The organism is Parazoarcus sp. PS-13 R2A, from assembly GCF_057621855.1.
On record NZ_JBYEXN010000004.1, the window covers coordinates 164,979 to 180,339 of the forward strand.

The window sequence follows — 15,361 nt, forward strand, 5'->3', positions numbered from 1 at the left end:
GTACACTTCCGCAATGCCGCCTGTCCGGGCGGCATTGCTTTTCCGGTCCCCTTCAGATGTCAGCCCTCCTCAACGCTCCCCAACGTGAAGCCATCCACTATCTGGACGGTCCCTGTCTCGTGCTCGCCGGTGCGGGCAGTGGCAAGACGCGGGTCATCACGCAGAAGATCGCGCACCTGATCAACGAGTGCGGGATCAGCGCAAAGAACATCGCTGCGATCACCTTTACCAACAAGGCGGCCAGGGAGATGCAGGAGCGTGTCGCCCACCTGATGGGCGGCCGCGTGCCGGGCGGTCTCACGGTGTGTACCTTTCATGCGCTCGGCGTGCGGATCATCCGACAGGAAGCGGTGCATTGCGGGCTCAAGCCGCAGTTTTCCATTCTCGATTCTTCGGACACGGTACAGATCGTCTCCGACGTGTCTGGCGACAACGACAAGGGCATTGCCAAGCAGATGCAGTGGCAGATCTCGTCGTGGAAGAACGCGATGATCACGCCGGAGGAGGCTGCGCAACTGGCCGACAACGAGATCGCCTCCACCGCGGCGCTGCTGTACAAGGAGTACGAGCGCACGCTGCGTGCCTACCAGGCGGTCGATTTCGACGACCTGATTTCGCTGCCGGTGAGGCTGTTCGACGAAAACCCCGAGGTGCGCGAGCGCTGGCAGAACCGGCTGCGCTACCTGCTGGTGGACGAGTACCAGGACACCAACCGTGCGCAGTACCGCCTGCTGCGCCTGCTCTCGGGCGTGCGTGGCGCATTCACCGCGGTGGGCGACGACGATCAGGCCATTTATGCGTGGCGCGGCGCCGACGTCGAGAACCTGCGCTTGCTGCAGGTCGATTACCCGAAGCTGAAGGTGATCAAGCTCGAGCAGAACTACCGCTCGTCGCGCCGCATTCTCGAAGCGGCCAACACGGTGATCGCCAACAACGAAAAGCTGTTCGAGAAGCGGCTGTGGTCCGAGCACGGCATTGGCGAGCAGATCGTGGTCACCAACTGCCCCGACCCCGATCGTGAAGCCGAAACCGTGGCGATGAAGATCACCGCGCACAAGTTCGAGAACCGTACCCGCTTCAAGGACTACGCGATCCTGTACCGCGGCAATCATCAGGCGCGGATCATCGAGCAGCAGTTGCGCAACCAGCACATCCCCTACGTGATTTCAGGCGGGCAGAGCTTTTTCGACAAGCCCGAGATCCGCGACCTGATCTCCTACCTGCGTCTGCTGATGAACGAGGACGACGATCTTGCCTTCATTCGCGCCATCACCGTGCCCAGGCGGGGCGTCGGCGCGGCAACGATCGAAGCGCTGGGCAACTATGCCGGGCACCGTCACATCAGCCTGTTCGCCGCGGTGTTCGAGGAGGGCGCGGCGCAGCACCTGAATCCGAAGCAGCTCGAAGGCGTGCAGCAGTTCGCCGGCTTCATCAATCGCATGCAGTACCGCGCCACGCGTGAGCCGGCGGCGCAGCTGCTCGAGGATCTCCTCACCGCGATCCGCTACGAGGCCTGGCTGTTCGAGCACTGCACGACGCGCGAGGCCGAGACCAAATGGAGCAACGTGCGCGATTTCGTCGACTGGCTCGGGCGCAAGGGCGCGGAGGACGGCAAGAACCTGATCGAGCTGACCCAGACCATCGCGCTGATCTCGATGCTGGACAAGGAAGATCCCGACTTTGACGGCGTGCAGCTCGCCACCCTGCACGCGTCCAAGGGGCTGGAGTTCCCCCATGTCTTCCTGATCGGCGTCGAAGAAGGTTTCCTGCCGCACCAGAGCAGCATCGACGAGGACAAGGTCGAGGAAGAGCGGCGCCTGATGTACGTCGGCATCACCCGTGCGCAGCGCAGCCTCAATATCACCTGGTGCGAACGGCGCAAGGCGGGCAAGGAGGTGCGCGTGTGCGAGCCTTCGCGTTTCATCGCCGAGATGGGGGGCGACATCCGTATCAACGACCGCAAGAAGAGCGGCCCGGTGTCGAACGAGGAAGGGCGCGCGCGAGCAGCCAATCTGATGGCCATGCTCGAAGCGCGCAGCAAGCCCGGCGCCTGACGCTGCGCCGGGCCGGTCGGGGCCGGCAGGCGGACGTAAAAAAGGGCAGCCAGCGGCTGCCCTTCTGTTTTCCGGGACCGGGCCCCGATTACTGCTCGACCGGCGGCTCGGTGAAGTTCGCACCTGCCTTGTTCACCAGGAAGGCGACTGCGCGCTTCACTTCGGTGTCGGTCAGGTCGCTTGCGCCGCCGCGTGCGGGCATGCTGTTCTTGCCGGCAATGGCCGAGCTGGTCAGGCCGTCGAAGCCCAGCGCGATGCGGGACGCCCAGGCACCGGCATCACCGGTCTTGGGGGAGTTCAGTGCGCCGGAGTCGTGGCAGCTGGCGCAGACGGCCTTGTAGATCTGTTCGCCGGTGCGGCTGCCCGGGGCAACCTTGGAGACCTTGACCTCGAGTTTGGCGACAGGCTGGATAAGCGTCGCGGTGAGTTCCGGATCAACCGTGTTCTGCTGGCCACAGCCTGTGAGCAGCATGGCTGCAGCGACGGCGATTACCGGCAGGGCGAGGCGGGAGGGCCGCTGGGCGGCGTTCTGGGCGCGATGTACCGACATGCTGGATCCTTTGACTGGCGCGAGGCAAAGCAAAAAGTTGGAAACGGTTATCCGCTCACAAAAAAACCGCCTCAGAAGCGGTTCCGCTGAAAGCGTGTTTGGGCCCCAGGCAGCATTTCAGACCGCCTGCCTGCCAAAAAACTTGCACGAAAAGCCGTGCCTTGACAGGCATCAGGGCAAAAACCCTAAAAACAGGCCGCATTTTATCACCCATGCCTCAGTGAGGCCATAGCACCGGACATGCAAGAATGTGCGCAGCCTTTCGCGTGCCCTGTCTCAGCCCGGCGTATCTGCATCGGTGGCAACAACGCAGTTGCGCCCCCGGCCCTTGGCTTCATAGATGCCCTGGTCCGCACGGTGCATGAAAGCGGCGGGTTTCTCGCCCGGCCGAAACTGCGACACGCCAATGCTGATCGTGCACCGGATCACGATGCCGGAAGACAGCACCACGGCCGTGCCGGCAAAGGCGGCGCACAGGCGGTGGGCGAGTTGTTCGGCCTCGTCCAGCCCGGTACCCGGCAGCAGCAGGGCGAACTCTTCACCGCCGTAACGGAAGTTGGTGTCGGTGCTGCGGGTACTGTCCGTGATGACTTTTGCCAGCGCCTGCAGCACGCAGTCGCCTTCCAGGTGGCCGTAGGTGTCATTCAGCTGCTTGAAGTTGTCGGCGTCGAGCAGCAGCATCGACAGCGGCTGACGGTAGCGGCTGGCCCGCTCGCACTCCGTTTCGAGGCGGGCGAAGAAGTGACGGGCGTTGTACAGGCCGGTGAGCCCGTCGGTGATGCTCAGCAGGCGGTAGCGTGCCTCGCTGTCGCGCAAGGCCTGCTCGGCGCGCTTCTGTTCGGTGACGTCCTGCAGGGTCTCGATCGCGCCGACGACTTCGCCCGCCTCGTCGTGCAGCGGTGCCGCAGTGAAGAACAGCCAGCGTCCGCCGTCGCCGATGGCCGGGAAGAAGTCCTCGGCCTCGAAGGCACCCGGTGTCAGTGGCGAGGGGCGGGATTTCTCGTGATAGAACTGGTTGATCCTGTCCTCGAGCGCGCCGTCCAGCACAAGGTCGGCGAGCGTCGGACGTGCGCTGGGATAGAAGGCTTCCCATTGGTTGCAGGTGCCGATCTGGCGCTCCGGGGGCAGACCGGACAGGGCCGCCAGGGCACGGTTCCAGTGCGCAATGACATGGTTGCGATCGAGGACGAAAATCGGAATCGGGCAGCTGTCGATGCCTTCCGCCAGCATGAAGTTTGCAGCCGGCAACCAGCGGGCTGCGGCGGCGTGCCGAGCCGACAGGCCTTCACCTGCTTTGTCCAGGGGCGGATCCATGCGCATGGTGGTCGATGTGACTGGAGAGGACGCAAATATCCTCCGCATAACAAGGGAATGCAAGTCGCAGCCGGCGCCCGCCCGCTTAAGCGGGGAGCATGAAGTGCTGCGCGTGCCTGCGTTCAGCTGTCCTGCGGACGGGCCGATGCAAGGATGCGGAGCGCCGGTTGCTCATGCTGCGATGCGCGATAGAACGCCATGATGCGGCGCACATATTCCTGGGTTTCATCATAGGGCGGAACGCCGCCATAGCGCTCTACAGCCCCTTCGCCGGCGTTGTACGCGGCCGCCGTCATCAGCACGTCGCCCTCGAAACGCTGCAGCAGCCAGCGCAGGTAGGCCAAGCCGCCGCGTACGTTCTGCTCCGGGTCCATGATATTGCGCACGCCGAAGCGCTCGGCCGTATCGGGAATGAGCTGCATCAGGCCTTGCGCGTTCCTGGGCGAGCGGGCGTCGGCATTGAAGTTGGATTCGGTGCGCACGATGGCCAGTGCCAGCCGCGGATCGACGTCGTAGCCCGGCGCCAGGCGCTGGACCAGGCGCGCATGACGGCGGCGTTCGACCGACAGCGAGGCGACGAAGCGTTCCACCACTTCATGCGGCACTGCTGCTCCGCTGTCGGCGAGCGAACCGGTCTCGTCCGAGTACAGGCAGTCCGGCAGATCGGTGCCGACGTCGGTCACGTTCCTGCCGCTCGCAAGCAAGGCCTGCGCGGCCTCATGGCCCTGGCGTGCGGCCAGCGCCAGCAGGTTCGTCGCACTGTCGCGCTGCTCGTCCATGCCGCGGTGCTGCAGCAGCAGGCGGCCGAGGTGGAACTGTGCTTCGGTGCTGCCGTAGCGCGCAGCAGTGCAATAGCGCTCGGCCGCCAGTCGAGGCAGGCGGCTGCGCTCTGCGCGGTAGCCTTCTTCAAGCATGCGGGCGAGTACCGGGGGCTCGTCCGTCCATGCAGGCGCATCGCCGCCCGCACTGCTGCTGCCGGCAAAGCCGGGCATGGTGCACAACAGCAGCACGCTCGCAGTCAGAAGGTGGATGGCAGTACGCATCGTGGCGCAATCGCAGGTGGGTGATTGATGCTTCGACTGTAGCGCGGACGTTCGCAGAGGGATGTGAACGCTGACACCAACCGCGGCAGATTGATGCGCCGGTCGCGACAATGGCGACAGCGTCCGGGCGAAAGGAACGAAGGGCCCGTCCCGGCGGTCGCACTCCCGTAACCTCAACAGAGAGCGTCACCATGGACATGCCGGCGAAGCAGCACAGGTTCAGCATCATTCAGGACGAGGTGAAGCTCGCCCATACCTCGCACTGGGATCTCGATTATCTTGGTCAGGCCGAGTTCGATGCGCTCATGAAAGCACCGCTTGCCGGCTTGGATGAAACGGCACTCGAATCCGGCAAGGGGCAGGGCGCACGGCCTTCGCCCGCGAAGTAGCCACCGGATGCGGGCCCACGAATCAATGCAAGGAGTGACATCGATGAAGCGGAACACGGCAGCCCTTGCGCTGACGGCTGTATTGATCGGCAGCGCTGCTGCGACGATGACGTTTGCCGCCGACGGCGGCGCTGTGACGAGCCCGGCAGCAACCGCGACGGCGATCTTCGCGGGCGGGTGTTTCTGGTGCACCGAGGCCGATTTCGAGAAGCTGCCCGGGGTGGTCTCGGCGGAGTCGGGCTATACCGCCGGCAAGGAGGTCAACCCGACTTACGAGCAGGTCAGTGCGGGCAATACCGGACATACCGAGGCGGTTCGTGTGGTCTATGACCCCGCCCGCGTCAGCTATCCGCAACTGGTGGAGTATTTCTGGCGCACCATCGACCCGACCGCAAGAAATCGCCAGTTCTGCGATGTCGGCTCGCAGTACCGTTCCGGCATTTACTGGCAGAACGAAGCCGAGCGCACGGTGGCTGAAGCCAGCCGGGAGGCCTTGCTCAAGAGCGGCAAGGTGTCGCGCATCCATACCGAAATCCTCGCGGCCTCAGCCTTCTATCCAGCCGAGGAATACCATCAGGATTACTACAAGAAGAACCCGCTGCGCTACAACTACTACCGTCGCGGCTGCGGCCGCGATGCCCAGCTGGAGCGCATTTGGGGCAGTCGCTGAGCCTTTCCCGGGCCCCGTGAAGTCCGATCCGTTTGCGGCCGTCGACGCGATGGCCGAATATTTTCCTTGATTTATTAACTGACCGGTCTAATAATAAATTCATGACTGAAGAGATCACTGCTCGCCGACGCGGTCGCCCCCCACGCCAAGAGGGCGCGCGCGACCATACCCGCGAGGTCCTGATGCGCGCCGGCACCGAGATCCTGACCGAGCATGGCTTTGCCAGCACCGGTATCGATCTGGTGCTGAAGCGTGCCGGGGTGCCGAAGGGTTCGTTCTATTACTACTTCAGCAGCAAGGAAGAGTTCGGCGCGGCCGTCATCGCGCAATACGCGAACTACTTTGCACGCAAGCTGGATCGCTGGCTGCTGGACGAAGCCACGCCGCCGCTTGAGCGTCTGTCCGCTTTCGTGGCGGACGCCAAGGCGGGCATGTCGCGCTTCGAGTTTCGTCGCGGCTGTCTGATCGGCAACCTGGGGCAGGAGCTGGGTGCGCTCAACGAGAGCTACCGGGTCCAGCTCGAAGCAGTGTTTTGCGACTGGCAGCAGCGTCTCGCGCACTGCTTCGAGGCAGCGAAGAGATGCGGGCAGCTCGCGCCCGATGCCGATGCGGCGGCGCTTGCCGAGTTTTTCTGGATCGGCTGGGAAGGTGCGGTGCTCAGAGCCAAGCTCGTGCGCAATGCCGATCCGCTGGATCGTTTTTACCAAGGTTTCCTCGCGGCTTTGCCGCGCGGGGCATAAGTACACCCACAGGAGGAGAGATACATGTTCAAGGGCATTCTGATCGAGAAGGACGACGCCGGTTATCGCGCCACGCTGAGCGACATCGACGAGGCACAGCTGCCCGAGGGCGATGTGACCGTCAACGTCCAGTACAGCACGCTGAACTACAAGGACGGTCTCGCGATCACCGGCAAGGGTCCGGTCGTGCGCAAGTTTCCGCTGGTACCGGGTATCGACCTGGTCGGCACCGTCGAGTCGAGCAGCCATGAAGGCATCGCCGTCGGCGACGCGGTCGTGCTCAATGGCTGGGGCGTGGGTGAAGGGCACTGGGGCGGCCTGGCACAGAAGGCAAAGCTCAAGGGCGAGTGGCTGGTGCCGCTGCCCTCGGCATTTACGCCGAAGCAGGCGATGGCCATCGGCACCGCCGGCTATACCGCGATGCTGTGCGTGCTGGCGCTTGAGCGCCACGGCGTGACCCCGGACAAGGGCGAAATCCTGGTGACCGGCGCCAATGGCGGCGTGGGCAGCGTGGCCGTGGCCCTGCTGGCCAAGCTCGGCTACACCGTGGTGGCCTCCACCGGGCGTCCGCAGGAAGCGGATTACCTGAAGTCGCTCGGAGCGGCAGAGATCATCGACCGCGCGCAGTTCTCCGCAGCTGGCCGCCCGCTCGCAAAAGAGCGCTGGGCCGGTGCGGTGGATACCGTCGGCAGCCACACCCTGGCCAACGTCTGCGCCAGCACCCGCTATCGCGGTGTGGTCACCGCCTGCGGTCTCGCCCAGGGCATGGACTTCCCCGCCACGGTGGCGCCCTTCATCCTGCGCGGCGTCACCCTTGCCGGTGTCGACAGCGTGATGTGCCCGCGTGTCGATCGCCTCGAAGCCTGGGCCCGTCTGGCGCGTGACCTCGATGTCAGCAAGCTCGATCTCATCACCCACGAGATCGCGCTGTCGGATGCCATCCCGGCGGCTTCCGATCTGCTCGATGGCAAGATCCGCGGTCGCGTCGTGGTCGATGTGAATCGCTGATCAAGCGTTAATTACGGAGCCGGTGGCCGCGTCAGTGTGCGCGGCCACCGTAGCGTCAGTGAGCTGATTTTTCAGTCGCCTATAACAATTACAGGCACTTTTTGTGAGGAGACCCGCATGACCGATCGTTCCATCAGCCGCTTCCCTGTTCCCGAACTCACCGAGTTGCCCGAGGACATCCGCAACAGGATTCTGGCGGTGCAGGAAAAGGCTGGCTTCATTCCCAATGTGTTTCTGATGCTTGCGCATCGCCCGGCCGAATTCCGCGCCTTTTTTGACTATCACGATGCGTTGATGGAAAAGGATGTCGGCCTGTCAAAGGCCGAGCGCGAGATGATCGTGGTCGCCACCTCGGGCGTGAGTGAGTGTCTGTACTGTGTCGTCGCGCACGGCGCGGTGTTGCGTATTCGCGCCAAGAACCCGCGTGTTGCCGACCAGCTGGCGACCAACTACCGCAAGGCCGAGATCACGCCGCGTCAGCGCGCGATGCTCGATTTCGCGGTCAAGCTGTCGACCCGCGGCGGAGAAATCGAAGCCGCCGACATGGACGCGCTGCGCGAACACGGCTTTGACGACGAGGCCATCTGGGACATCGGCGCGATCACCGCGTTCTTCAGCATGAGCAACCGCCTGGTGCACCTCACCGGTACGCCGCCCAACGAGCAGTTCTACCTGATGGGCCGCATGCCCAAGGCCTGAGCCCTCATGTCTTGATGACTTCTCCGGGGTGGCAGGCTTGCCGCTGCGCCCCGGATGCAGTGCTCAGCTGCGTTTCAGGATCAGACTGAAGTTATTCGCCGGCATGGCGATGACTTCGTCGAGGCGCAGCCCGCAAGCGGCTGCTTCAGCCTCCACCGCTTCGATATCTCGCACACCGAATTCTGGGTCGCGACTCCTGAGCCAGGCATCGAACTCTTCGTTGCTCGGTGCCGTGTGCCGTCCCTTGTGCCGGTAGGGGCCGTACAGATACACGATGCCACCTTCGGGCAGCACTCGTGCTGCGCCCGCGAGCAAGGCCGGCGTGCTTTCCCAGGGCGAGTAATGGATCACATTGATGCACACCAGGGCGTCGGCCCGGGTGAGCGGCCACTTCGGCGCGCGCACGTCGAGCGCAAGCGGTGCGGCGACGTTGCTCGCGCCAGCATGTTCGATCCATGCATTGATCGATGCCAGCGCCGCAGGATTCGTGTCGCTCGGCTGCCAGTTCAGGTGCGACAGTGTTTGAGCAAAGTACACCGCATGTTCGCCGGTACCACTGCCGATCTCCAGCACCGTGCCCGCGGCGGGCAGCACGCGCTGCAGGACGGGGAGGATGAGGTGGCGATTGCGCTCGGTAGCAGGGGCGAACTGGCGTGGGTCGAGCTCCATGGATCTTCCTTCTGAGGTGCTCACCTGCGACGCCACATTGGGGGCAGAATGCCTGTTTGAACGGTGTCGCGGCGAATGCGCATGGGGCAGTTTGAATGTGTCCGAGCTTATCGCAGTCGACCCTGCGCCACCATACCAGTCGCGCAGTCCGCCCCGGAGTAGTACTGAACTTCCGAAATCGAGAGTGAATGCCTGATCTCGCCCTGCTGCTGCAAACGCATATCTATCTGGCCGTCCTGCTCGGGGGGCTGTTCGAGGGCGAGACGGTCGTCGTGCTCGCGGGCTACGCAGCGCACCAGGGGCACGCTTCATGGTGGGGGATCACGCTCTTCGCTGCGGCAGTGAATGCACTCGTGGATCAGGGCTGGTACCTGCTTGGACGCTGGCGCGGTGAGCGCGTGCTGGCCCGCTTTCCTGCGGTCGCGAACAAGGTCGAGAAACTGCGTCCGCGCCTGCTCGGTCACCGTCGATGGCTCATCTTCGCGCTGCGCTTTTCTTATGGCCTGCGCGTCGCGGGGCCGTTGGCGCTTGGTATCGCCCGTGCACCGCTGGCCGAGTTTGTCGCACTCAACCTGCTGGCTGCACTGGTGTGGGCATCGCTGTTTACTGGCCTGGGCTACGCCTTTGGCCTGGCGCTGTTGAACCTGCTCGACGAAGCCCGGCAGCACGAGGGCACGATCGCCCTGGTGATTCTGCTTGCAGGTAGCCTTGGCTGGCTGTACGTGCGCCGGCGCTAGATCATGCCGGCATGGTGAACACGCTGAGTACCCCGGTGTAGCCGTAGAGCCGGTCGCGCGCGATCTCGCCGTTGGCAAAGAAGCCGACCAGCGGCAACTCGCCGAGCACGTCGCGGATGGCGCGCATCTCCGCGTCCGGCGCACCGAAGTGCGGGCCGCCACGGCCGACACAGCTGACGTAGATGGCGCCGGCGGCGCGCTGCTTGCCGGCCTTGAGCTCATCCCTGATCTCGGTCGCGATGCGGCGAACATCCTCCAGCGCGGCTTCCGGGTTGCGCCGGCAGAAGGTGAGCTGGGCGCCGGTCTCGACCTCGTCGCCGATGGCCAGCACCCGCGCGCGCGGATCAAGGCCGACGATGTGGCGCACCAGGGTGTCCGGGCCGAAGCGGGCCGGCGTGGAGGCCTGGTCGTCGCTGCTGCGGCACAGTCCGACCAGGGTCGAGGACAGGGCCTCAGCCATCTCCTCGACGGCGAGGTCATTGCCCAGTCCCAGGTCCTGCAGCACGCACGCAAGCGCCGGCTGGCCATCAAGGGTGAGCACCGTGTTGTCCTCGGCGCGTGTCACCCGTCGTGCCGGACCCATGGGCTGGCAGCCCTGCGTCACCCGCGACAGCAGGCCGACGTCCTCGGCAAAGGCGACACCCGACAGACCGCCGGTGAGCACCGCGTCGGCAATCTGCAAGGTATGGGTGCGCGCCGAAGACAGCCCGCCGAACAGGTATCCGGTCGCGGTCCGCTCGGCCAGCTCGGGCAGCAGTTCCTGCAGGTCGGGCGTGGTGCCATCGGCATGCACGAGCGCGGTGTGGGCGTTGATCGCGCCGGCTTCCGGCGTCATCGGCAAGGGCTGGCGACCGGAGAACAGCCTGAAGGAGGCGCGCGGCAAGGGGGCGAGCATCAGGGCAATGGCGGGCTCGTCGATGTACTCAACGCCACTGGCCGCGATGCCGATCCCGACCGTGCCGACCCAGCTCACACCGGGCAGGTGCTGCCTGAGTTCGGCGAGTATCGCTTCCGCCGCATCGGCAAAGGGGTCGGTCAGATAGCACCAGCCCAGCGTGTATTCGGCCACCGGCGCAGCACCCGCGTCCGCTTTCGCAGCGCGGGTCAGCTGTTCCAGACAGTGATTCAGCGCGGTACGCCAGTCGGGGTTGTTGTCGTGCGCGGCAATGAAAGGCGAGATGGACATGGCAGTCTTGAATCCGTGAGGTTCAAAGTCTGACAGCGTTTTTCGCCTCCGGTTTGCGCCGGCGACACTTTGTTGCCGTCAGGCTGTCCGCCTACAGCGGCGAATCGCCCTGACGCTCCCGCCAGGTGGAGAGAAACTGCTTCAGGCGCGGGCTCTGCGGTGCGCCGAAGATCTGCTCCGGCGGGCCTTGTTCCTCGATGATGCCTTCGGCAAGAAAGACCACCTTGTCCGACACTTTTGCGGCGAAGCCCATTTCATGGGTGACGATCACCATGGTCATGCCTTCTTCCGACAGGGCGCGGATCACGTTGAGCACTTCACCGACCAGCTCCGGGTCGAGCGCAGAGGTCGGCTCATCGAACAGCATGATCTTGGGCTGCATGGTCAGTGCGCGGGCGATGGCGACGCGCTGCTGCTGCCCGCCCGAGAGCTGGCCGGGGTAGGCGTCTGCCTTGTGCTGCAGGCCGACGCGCTCCAGTTCCGCCAGCGCACGTTTGCGCGCTTCGTCTTTCGCCACGCCCTTGACCAGCCGCAGCGGGGTCGACACGTTGTCGATCACGCTCATGTGCGGCCACAGGTTGAACTGCTGGAACACCATGCAGACATCGCTCAGCGACGCCCGGATGGCGTGCTCCGGCAGCCGGTAGTAGGTGCCCACGCCGGTGGTGCCATAGCCCAGCAGCCGGTTGTTGATCAGGATCTCCCCGGCGTTGTACTCCTCGAGGAAGTTCATGCACCGCAGCAGGGTGGATTTGCCCGATCCCGAGCCGCCGATGATGGTCACGACTTCCTTGGGCTCGATGTCCAGGCTCACGCCCTTGATGACCTCGTGATCACCGTAGCGCTTGCGCACGTCCTTGAGCTTGATTGCGTAGTTGTGCTGCATGATGGCTCCTTCAGGCTGGGCGGGCGAGATGTCGGGTGAAGCGGCGCTCGATCATGTGACCGCCGCGGGCAACGCCCACGGTGAGCGCCCAGTAGGTCAGCGCCAGCACCGCGTAGGGCTCGACGATGGCGAAGTTTTCGTTGGCGATGCGCATCGCGATCGTGGTCAGCTCCGGCACGGTGATGATCGACAGCACCGAGGACTCCTTGAGCAGGATGACGGTCTGCCCCACCAGGGGTGGCATGCAGCGCGCCAGCATCTGCGGCCACACCACCACACGCAGGGTCTGTGCGGCGTTCATGCCGAGGTCGCGCGCCGCTTCAAGCTGGCCGCGCGGCACCGCCTCGATGCCGGCACGGAAGATCTCGGCAAAGTAGGCGGCGCCGTACATTGCCAGGCCGGTGATGCCGACCTGCTCAGCCGACCATTCGATGCCGACGTAGGGCCCGCCATAGAACACCACATACAGTTGAACCAGGAGCGGTGTGCCGCGAAACAGCGTGATGTAGGCGCGATACAGAAAGTCGAGGCGGGGGCCGAAGAGTTTCCTGAACCCGAGCAGCAGCATGCCGCCGACGAGTCCGAGCCCGATGCCCGCCGCGCACAGGCGGATCGTCATCCACAGGCCGGCCTTGAGGGCGTCGGCGTTGTCCGTAATCAGTCCAAAATCGAACATGGTGAGCTCCGTTTCAGCCAGCGGGCAGGCGACGTTCGAGCCACGCGCCAATGCGCGCAGTACTCATCGTCAGCACCAGGTAAAGGACACCGGCCGCGACAAAGAACTCGATCGGGCGGTAGGTGGTCGAGGCGTACACCTGGGCGGTTCGCATCAGCTCGGTGACGGCAACGGTGGACACCAGGGCGGAGTTCTTGATGATGTCGATGGTTTCGTTGGTCAGTGCCGGCAGCATGGAACGAAAGACCTGTGGCACCTGAACGTGGCGCAGCGTCTGCCAGCGCGTGAGCCCCAGATCGCGTGCCGCTTCGAGCTGGCCCCGCGGCAGCATCAGGAAACCGGCGCGCAGGATCTCGCCCTGAAAGGCGGCGGTGTTCAGCGTGAGTGCAAGTACCGCGGCAACCAGCGGCGGCAGGCTGATCCCGGTTGCGGGCAGGGCGTAGAACACCAGCGTGAGCTGCACCAGCAGCGGCGTGCCGCGAAAGAAGCTCACATAGAGGCGACTGATGGCGGACAGCCAGCGCAGGTGGCTCACACTGCCAAGGCAGATCGCCCAGCCGAGGAAGAAACCGAGGACGATGGCCGTGATCGACACGCCGAAAGTGGCGGCCAGACCGGTGAGCAGTTGGGGCAGTGTCGTCAGGACGACCGTGAAATCGAACATGGCGCTCTCCCGACCGACCGGCACCAGGCCGGTCGGTCAGCGGATGACTCAATTGACCGGCGTCGGAACCTTGTCGGACGGGACGGGCATCGTGAATCCGAACCATTTCTGCTGCAGTTCGGCGAGCTTGCCGCTCTTGTTGAGCTTGGCAATGCCGTCGCTGAAGAGCGCGACCAGCGAGGCGCTGTCTGCGTCGTTGCGGCCAACCCAGCCGTAGTAGGTGGCGGGGCCGAACGGAGGCATCACGATTTCGAACACGTCCGGACGCTCCTTGACCAGCGGGGCGAGGTTCGGCAGTGCCTGGGCGACGGCATCCACGCGACGCGAGGCCAGGGCGGCGTAGGCTTCGTTGTAGTCGATGAACTCCTTGACCTCCTTCAGCGCCTTGCCCATCGGCTTCAGCGTCTTCTCGTCGTACTCGCGCAGCAGCTGCACCTGTGCGGCACCCGACTGGCTGCCGACGACCATGCCGGCCATGTCTTCGGCCTTGTTGATGCGGGTGTCGCCCTTACGCTTGAGGACGGTGACGTCCGCGGTCGAGATCGGCAGCGTGAAGGCGTAGTTGGCTGCGCGGACCTTGGTCATCGTCAGCGAGGTGGCGACAAAGTCGAAGCGGCCAGCGGTCAGGCCGGGCAGGATGCCCTGGAACGGCACATCGAGCTGCTTGAGCTTCACGCCGGGCAGGTCCTTCATCACCTCGGTGAGAATGTCCTTGCCGTAGCCGACGATCTTGCCGTCCTCGAGCATTTCATACGGCGCGTAGCGGGCTTCGGTGGCGATCACGATCTCGCCCTTCTCCTTGATCTTGGAGAGCAGGTCGGCGTGGGCGGCGGTAGCGGCAAGTGGCAGCAGCGCACCAATGAGGAGGCGACTGAGCAGCGGGCGAATCGTCTTCATGGCAGTTCCTTGTCAACATTGAGTAAGTCTGTGGCGCCTCGGGGGAAGGCCGGGTGTGCATCGCGGAATCCAGATTGCCGGGACGTGCTGCGCAGCACAAACGACAATTATTAATCCGCTTTCATTAGTATTTCTAATGCCGGTACGAATATTGCTTAGGTTGTACCACAGGCACACTTTGCAGGCGTACGACATGCACGACTCCCGACACCTTCCCCCGCTTGATTCACTGCGCTATTTCGAAGCCTCGGCGCGTCACGGCAGCTTTACCCGTGCAGCGCAGGAGCTATGCCTGACGCAGAGCGCGGTCAGCCAGAAGATCCTGGCGCTGGAAGGGCGGCTTGGCTATCCGCTGTTCGAACGTCTGCCGCGCGGGCTGCGGCTGACCAGTGAAGGCGGGCGCCTGCTGCAGGGGGTGTCGGCCGCATTCGAACTGCTCACCAACACGATGCAGACGATCCGCAGCGAGGCGCAGGAAGGCACCTTGAAGGTGCGCGTGATGCCCTCTTTTGCTAAAAGGTGGCTGATGCCGCGTCTGCCGCGCTTCTCTGCCGCCTATCCGAACATCAGGCTGCTGATCGACGGCGACATGACCCCGGCCAACTTCAAGGCCGACGAGGTGGACGTCGCGGTGTCCTGCGAATGGACCGACAACACCCGTCTGCTGCAGCTCCAGCTGTTTGAGGATGTGAGCTATCCGGTGGTCAACCCGCAGCTGCAGGAAGTGCTCAAGCTCAAGGACTACACCGACCTTGCGCGCACGCAACTCCTGCACGATTCCCTGCCGCAGGCGAACTACAGCACCAACTGGGACGTGTTCTTCACCCGGATCTCGCGCTTCGATGTGAGCACGCGCGGCGGCGCGGCCTTTTCACCGGCCGATCTCGTGATCCAGGCCGCATGCGGGGGGCAGGGCGTCAGCCTCGCGCGCCATTCGCTGTGTGCGGACGACCTTGCTGAAGGGCGGCTGATGCGTCCCTTCCCCGACGTGATCCAGGAGGGCGCGGTGTATCTGGTGTGTCCGCTGGCGGGTCAGACGCGCCCCCGTGTTGCTGCATTCATCGAATGGATGCGGGCCGAGGCCGAGGATCACGTGCGTTGCCGCGACGCCGCGCTGCAGCTCAGTTTCGACAAGGAGCCGGTGGCGGCCTGAGCGTGTGCATACCCCGGCCCGGGTGG

At 64.4% G+C, this 15,361-nt stretch carries 17 protein-coding genes; 8 read left to right on the forward strand and 9 right to left on the reverse strand.

Annotation, left to right across the window (positions count from 1 at the left end; translation table 11 throughout):
- Nucleotides 1-56 precede the first annotated feature (56 nt).
- Nucleotides 57-2,054, forward strand: a complete 1,998-nt coding sequence (locus AC22G6_RS06275; protein WP_108950099.1) for a UvrD-helicase domain-containing protein — start codon at nt 57-59, stop codon at nt 2,052-2,054.
- Between the two features lie 88 nt (nt 2,055-2,142).
- Here AC22G6_RS06275 and AC22G6_RS06280 read toward each other — a convergent pair whose 3' ends face one another.
- The 3 genes from AC22G6_RS06280 to AC22G6_RS06290 all read right to left on the reverse strand — a co-directional run bounded on the left by AC22G6_RS06280 (nt 2,143) and on the right by AC22G6_RS06290 (nt 4,961).
- Nucleotides 2,143-2,604 (reverse strand): c-type cytochrome, encoded by a 462-nt coding sequence (locus AC22G6_RS06280; protein ID WP_487366059.1) that lies wholly within the window; start codon nt 2,602-2,604, stop codon nt 2,143-2,145.
- 276 nt (nt 2,605-2,880) lie between these two features.
- Complete coding sequence (locus tag AC22G6_RS06285; RefSeq protein ID WP_487366060.1) at nt 2,881-3,918, reverse strand: sensor domain-containing diguanylate cyclase; 1,038 nt, start codon at nt 3,916-3,918, stop codon at nt 2,881-2,883.
- 122 nt (nt 3,919-4,040) lie between these two features.
- Nucleotides 4,041-4,961, reverse strand: a complete 921-nt coding sequence (locus AC22G6_RS06290; RefSeq protein ID WP_487366061.1) for a lytic transglycosylase domain-containing protein — start codon at nt 4,959-4,961, stop codon at nt 4,041-4,043.
- A gap of 191 nt (nt 4,962-5,152) precedes the next feature.
- Here AC22G6_RS06290 and AC22G6_RS06295 point away from each other — a divergent pair, with 191 nt between their 5' ends.
- From AC22G6_RS06295 to AC22G6_RS06315, 5 genes are all read left to right on the forward strand, one after another.
- Nucleotides 5,153-5,350: a hypothetical protein gene (locus AC22G6_RS06295; protein ID WP_487366062.1), complete on the forward strand. Its 198-nt coding sequence runs from the start codon at nt 5,153-5,155 to the stop codon at nt 5,348-5,350.
- A gap of 43 nt (nt 5,351-5,393) precedes the next feature.
- Nucleotides 5,394-6,020 (forward strand): peptide-methionine (S)-S-oxide reductase MsrA, encoded by a 627-nt coding sequence (gene msrA / locus AC22G6_RS06300; RefSeq protein ID WP_487366063.1) that lies wholly within the window; start codon nt 5,394-5,396, stop codon nt 6,018-6,020.
- Between the two features lie 101 nt (nt 6,021-6,121).
- Complete coding sequence (gene acuR / locus AC22G6_RS06305) at nt 6,122-6,760, forward strand: acrylate utilization transcriptional regulator AcuR (protein WP_487366064.1); 639 nt, start codon at nt 6,122-6,124, stop codon at nt 6,758-6,760.
- A 24-nt stretch (nt 6,761-6,784) separates the two neighbouring features.
- Nucleotides 6,785-7,768 (forward strand): acrylyl-CoA reductase (NADPH), encoded by a 984-nt coding sequence (gene acuI, locus AC22G6_RS06310; RefSeq protein ID WP_487366065.1) that lies wholly within the window; start codon nt 6,785-6,787, stop codon nt 7,766-7,768.
- 117 nt (nt 7,769-7,885) lie between these two features.
- Nucleotides 7,886-8,467, forward strand: a complete 582-nt coding sequence (locus tag AC22G6_RS06315) for a peroxidase-related enzyme (protein WP_487366066.1) — start codon at nt 7,886-7,888, stop codon at nt 8,465-8,467.
- A 63-nt stretch (nt 8,468-8,530) separates the two neighbouring features.
- On the opposite strand, the gene AC22G6_RS06320 is transcribed toward AC22G6_RS06315, so the two are convergent.
- The gene (locus AC22G6_RS06320) at nt 8,531-9,136 is read right to left on the reverse strand and encodes a DUF938 domain-containing protein (RefSeq protein ID WP_487366067.1); all 606 of its coding nucleotides are present in this window, start codon (nt 9,134-9,136) and stop codon (nt 8,531-8,533) included.
- Nucleotides 9,137-9,324: 188 nt separating this feature from the next.
- On the opposite strand from AC22G6_RS06320, the gene AC22G6_RS06325 reads away from it, so the two are divergent.
- Nucleotides 9,325-9,873 (forward strand): DedA family protein, encoded by a 549-nt coding sequence (locus tag AC22G6_RS06325; RefSeq protein ID WP_487366068.1) that lies wholly within the window; start codon nt 9,325-9,327, stop codon nt 9,871-9,873.
- Nucleotide 9,874: 1 nt separating this feature from the next.
- Here AC22G6_RS06325 and AC22G6_RS06330 read toward each other — a convergent pair whose 3' ends face one another.
- From AC22G6_RS06330 to AC22G6_RS06350, 5 genes are all read right to left on the reverse strand, one after another.
- The gene (locus tag AC22G6_RS06330) at nt 9,875-11,059 is read right to left on the reverse strand and encodes an FIST signal transduction protein (RefSeq protein WP_487366069.1); all 1,185 of its coding nucleotides are present in this window, start codon (nt 11,057-11,059) and stop codon (nt 9,875-9,877) included.
- 91 nt (nt 11,060-11,150) lie between these two features.
- Complete coding sequence (locus tag AC22G6_RS06335; RefSeq protein ID WP_108950111.1) at nt 11,151-11,945, reverse strand: amino acid ABC transporter ATP-binding protein; 795 nt, start codon at nt 11,943-11,945, stop codon at nt 11,151-11,153.
- A gap of 10 nt (nt 11,946-11,955) precedes the next feature.
- Complete coding sequence (locus tag AC22G6_RS06340; RefSeq protein ID WP_487366070.1) at nt 11,956-12,621, reverse strand: amino acid ABC transporter permease; 666 nt, start codon at nt 12,619-12,621, stop codon at nt 11,956-11,958.
- 13 nt (nt 12,622-12,634) lie between these two features.
- Nucleotides 12,635-13,285, reverse strand: a complete 651-nt coding sequence (locus AC22G6_RS06345; protein WP_487366071.1) for an amino acid ABC transporter permease — start codon at nt 13,283-13,285, stop codon at nt 12,635-12,637.
- A gap of 48 nt (nt 13,286-13,333) precedes the next feature.
- On the reverse strand, nt 13,334-14,182 hold the full coding sequence (locus AC22G6_RS06350) for a transporter substrate-binding domain-containing protein (protein WP_108950113.1): 849 nt from the start codon (nt 14,180-14,182) through the stop codon (nt 13,334-13,336).
- Between the two features lie 193 nt (nt 14,183-14,375).
- Here AC22G6_RS06350 and AC22G6_RS06355 point away from each other — a divergent pair, with 193 nt between their 5' ends.
- Complete coding sequence (locus tag AC22G6_RS06355; RefSeq protein WP_487366072.1) at nt 14,376-15,335, forward strand: LysR substrate-binding domain-containing protein; 960 nt, start codon at nt 14,376-14,378, stop codon at nt 15,333-15,335.
- Nucleotides 15,336-15,361 lie beyond the last annotated feature (26 nt).

Bases quoted from the DNA above. Each gene is read 5' to 3' on its own strand.
- AC22G6_RS06275 (WP_108950099.1), top strand. From the start codon at position 57: ATGTCAGCCCTCCTCAACGCTCCCCAACGTGAAGCCATCCACTATCTG.
- AC22G6_RS06280 (WP_487366059.1), bottom strand. From the start codon at position 2,604: ATGTCGGTACATCGCGCCCAGAACGCCGCCCAGCGGCCCTCCCGCCTC.
- AC22G6_RS06285 (WP_487366060.1), bottom strand. From the start codon at position 3,918: ATGGATCCGCCCCTGGACAAAGCAGGTGAAGGCCTGTCGGCTCGGCAC.
- AC22G6_RS06290 (WP_487366061.1), bottom strand. From the start codon at position 4,961: ATGCGTACTGCCATCCACCTTCTGACTGCGAGCGTGCTGCTGTTGTGC.
- AC22G6_RS06295 (WP_487366062.1), top strand. From the start codon at position 5,153: ATGGACATGCCGGCGAAGCAGCACAGGTTCAGCATCATTCAGGACGAG.
- msrA (WP_487366063.1), top strand. From the start codon at position 5,394: ATGAAGCGGAACACGGCAGCCCTTGCGCTGACGGCTGTATTGATCGGC.
- acuR (WP_487366064.1), top strand. From the start codon at position 6,122: ATGACTGAAGAGATCACTGCTCGCCGACGCGGTCGCCCCCCACGCCAA.
- acuI (WP_487366065.1), top strand. From the start codon at position 6,785: ATGTTCAAGGGCATTCTGATCGAGAAGGACGACGCCGGTTATCGCGCC.
- AC22G6_RS06315 (WP_487366066.1), top strand. From the start codon at position 7,886: ATGACCGATCGTTCCATCAGCCGCTTCCCTGTTCCCGAACTCACCGAG.
- AC22G6_RS06320 (WP_487366067.1), bottom strand. From the start codon at position 9,136: ATGGAGCTCGACCCACGCCAGTTCGCCCCTGCTACCGAGCGCAATCGC.
- AC22G6_RS06325 (WP_487366068.1), top strand. From the start codon at position 9,325: ATGCCTGATCTCGCCCTGCTGCTGCAAACGCATATCTATCTGGCCGTC.
- AC22G6_RS06330 (WP_487366069.1), bottom strand. From the start codon at position 11,059: ATGTCCATCTCGCCTTTCATTGCCGCGCACGACAACAACCCCGACTGG.
- AC22G6_RS06335 (WP_108950111.1), bottom strand. From the start codon at position 11,945: ATGCAGCACAACTACGCAATCAAGCTCAAGGACGTGCGCAAGCGCTAC.
- AC22G6_RS06340 (WP_487366070.1), bottom strand. From the start codon at position 12,621: ATGTTCGATTTTGGACTGATTACGGACAACGCCGACGCCCTCAAGGCC.
- AC22G6_RS06345 (WP_487366071.1), bottom strand. From the start codon at position 13,285: ATGTTCGATTTCACGGTCGTCCTGACGACACTGCCCCAACTGCTCACC.
- AC22G6_RS06350 (WP_108950113.1), bottom strand. From the start codon at position 14,182: ATGAAGACGATTCGCCCGCTGCTCAGTCGCCTCCTCATTGGTGCGCTG.
- AC22G6_RS06355 (WP_487366072.1), top strand. From the start codon at position 14,376: ATGCACGACTCCCGACACCTTCCCCCGCTTGATTCACTGCGCTATTTC.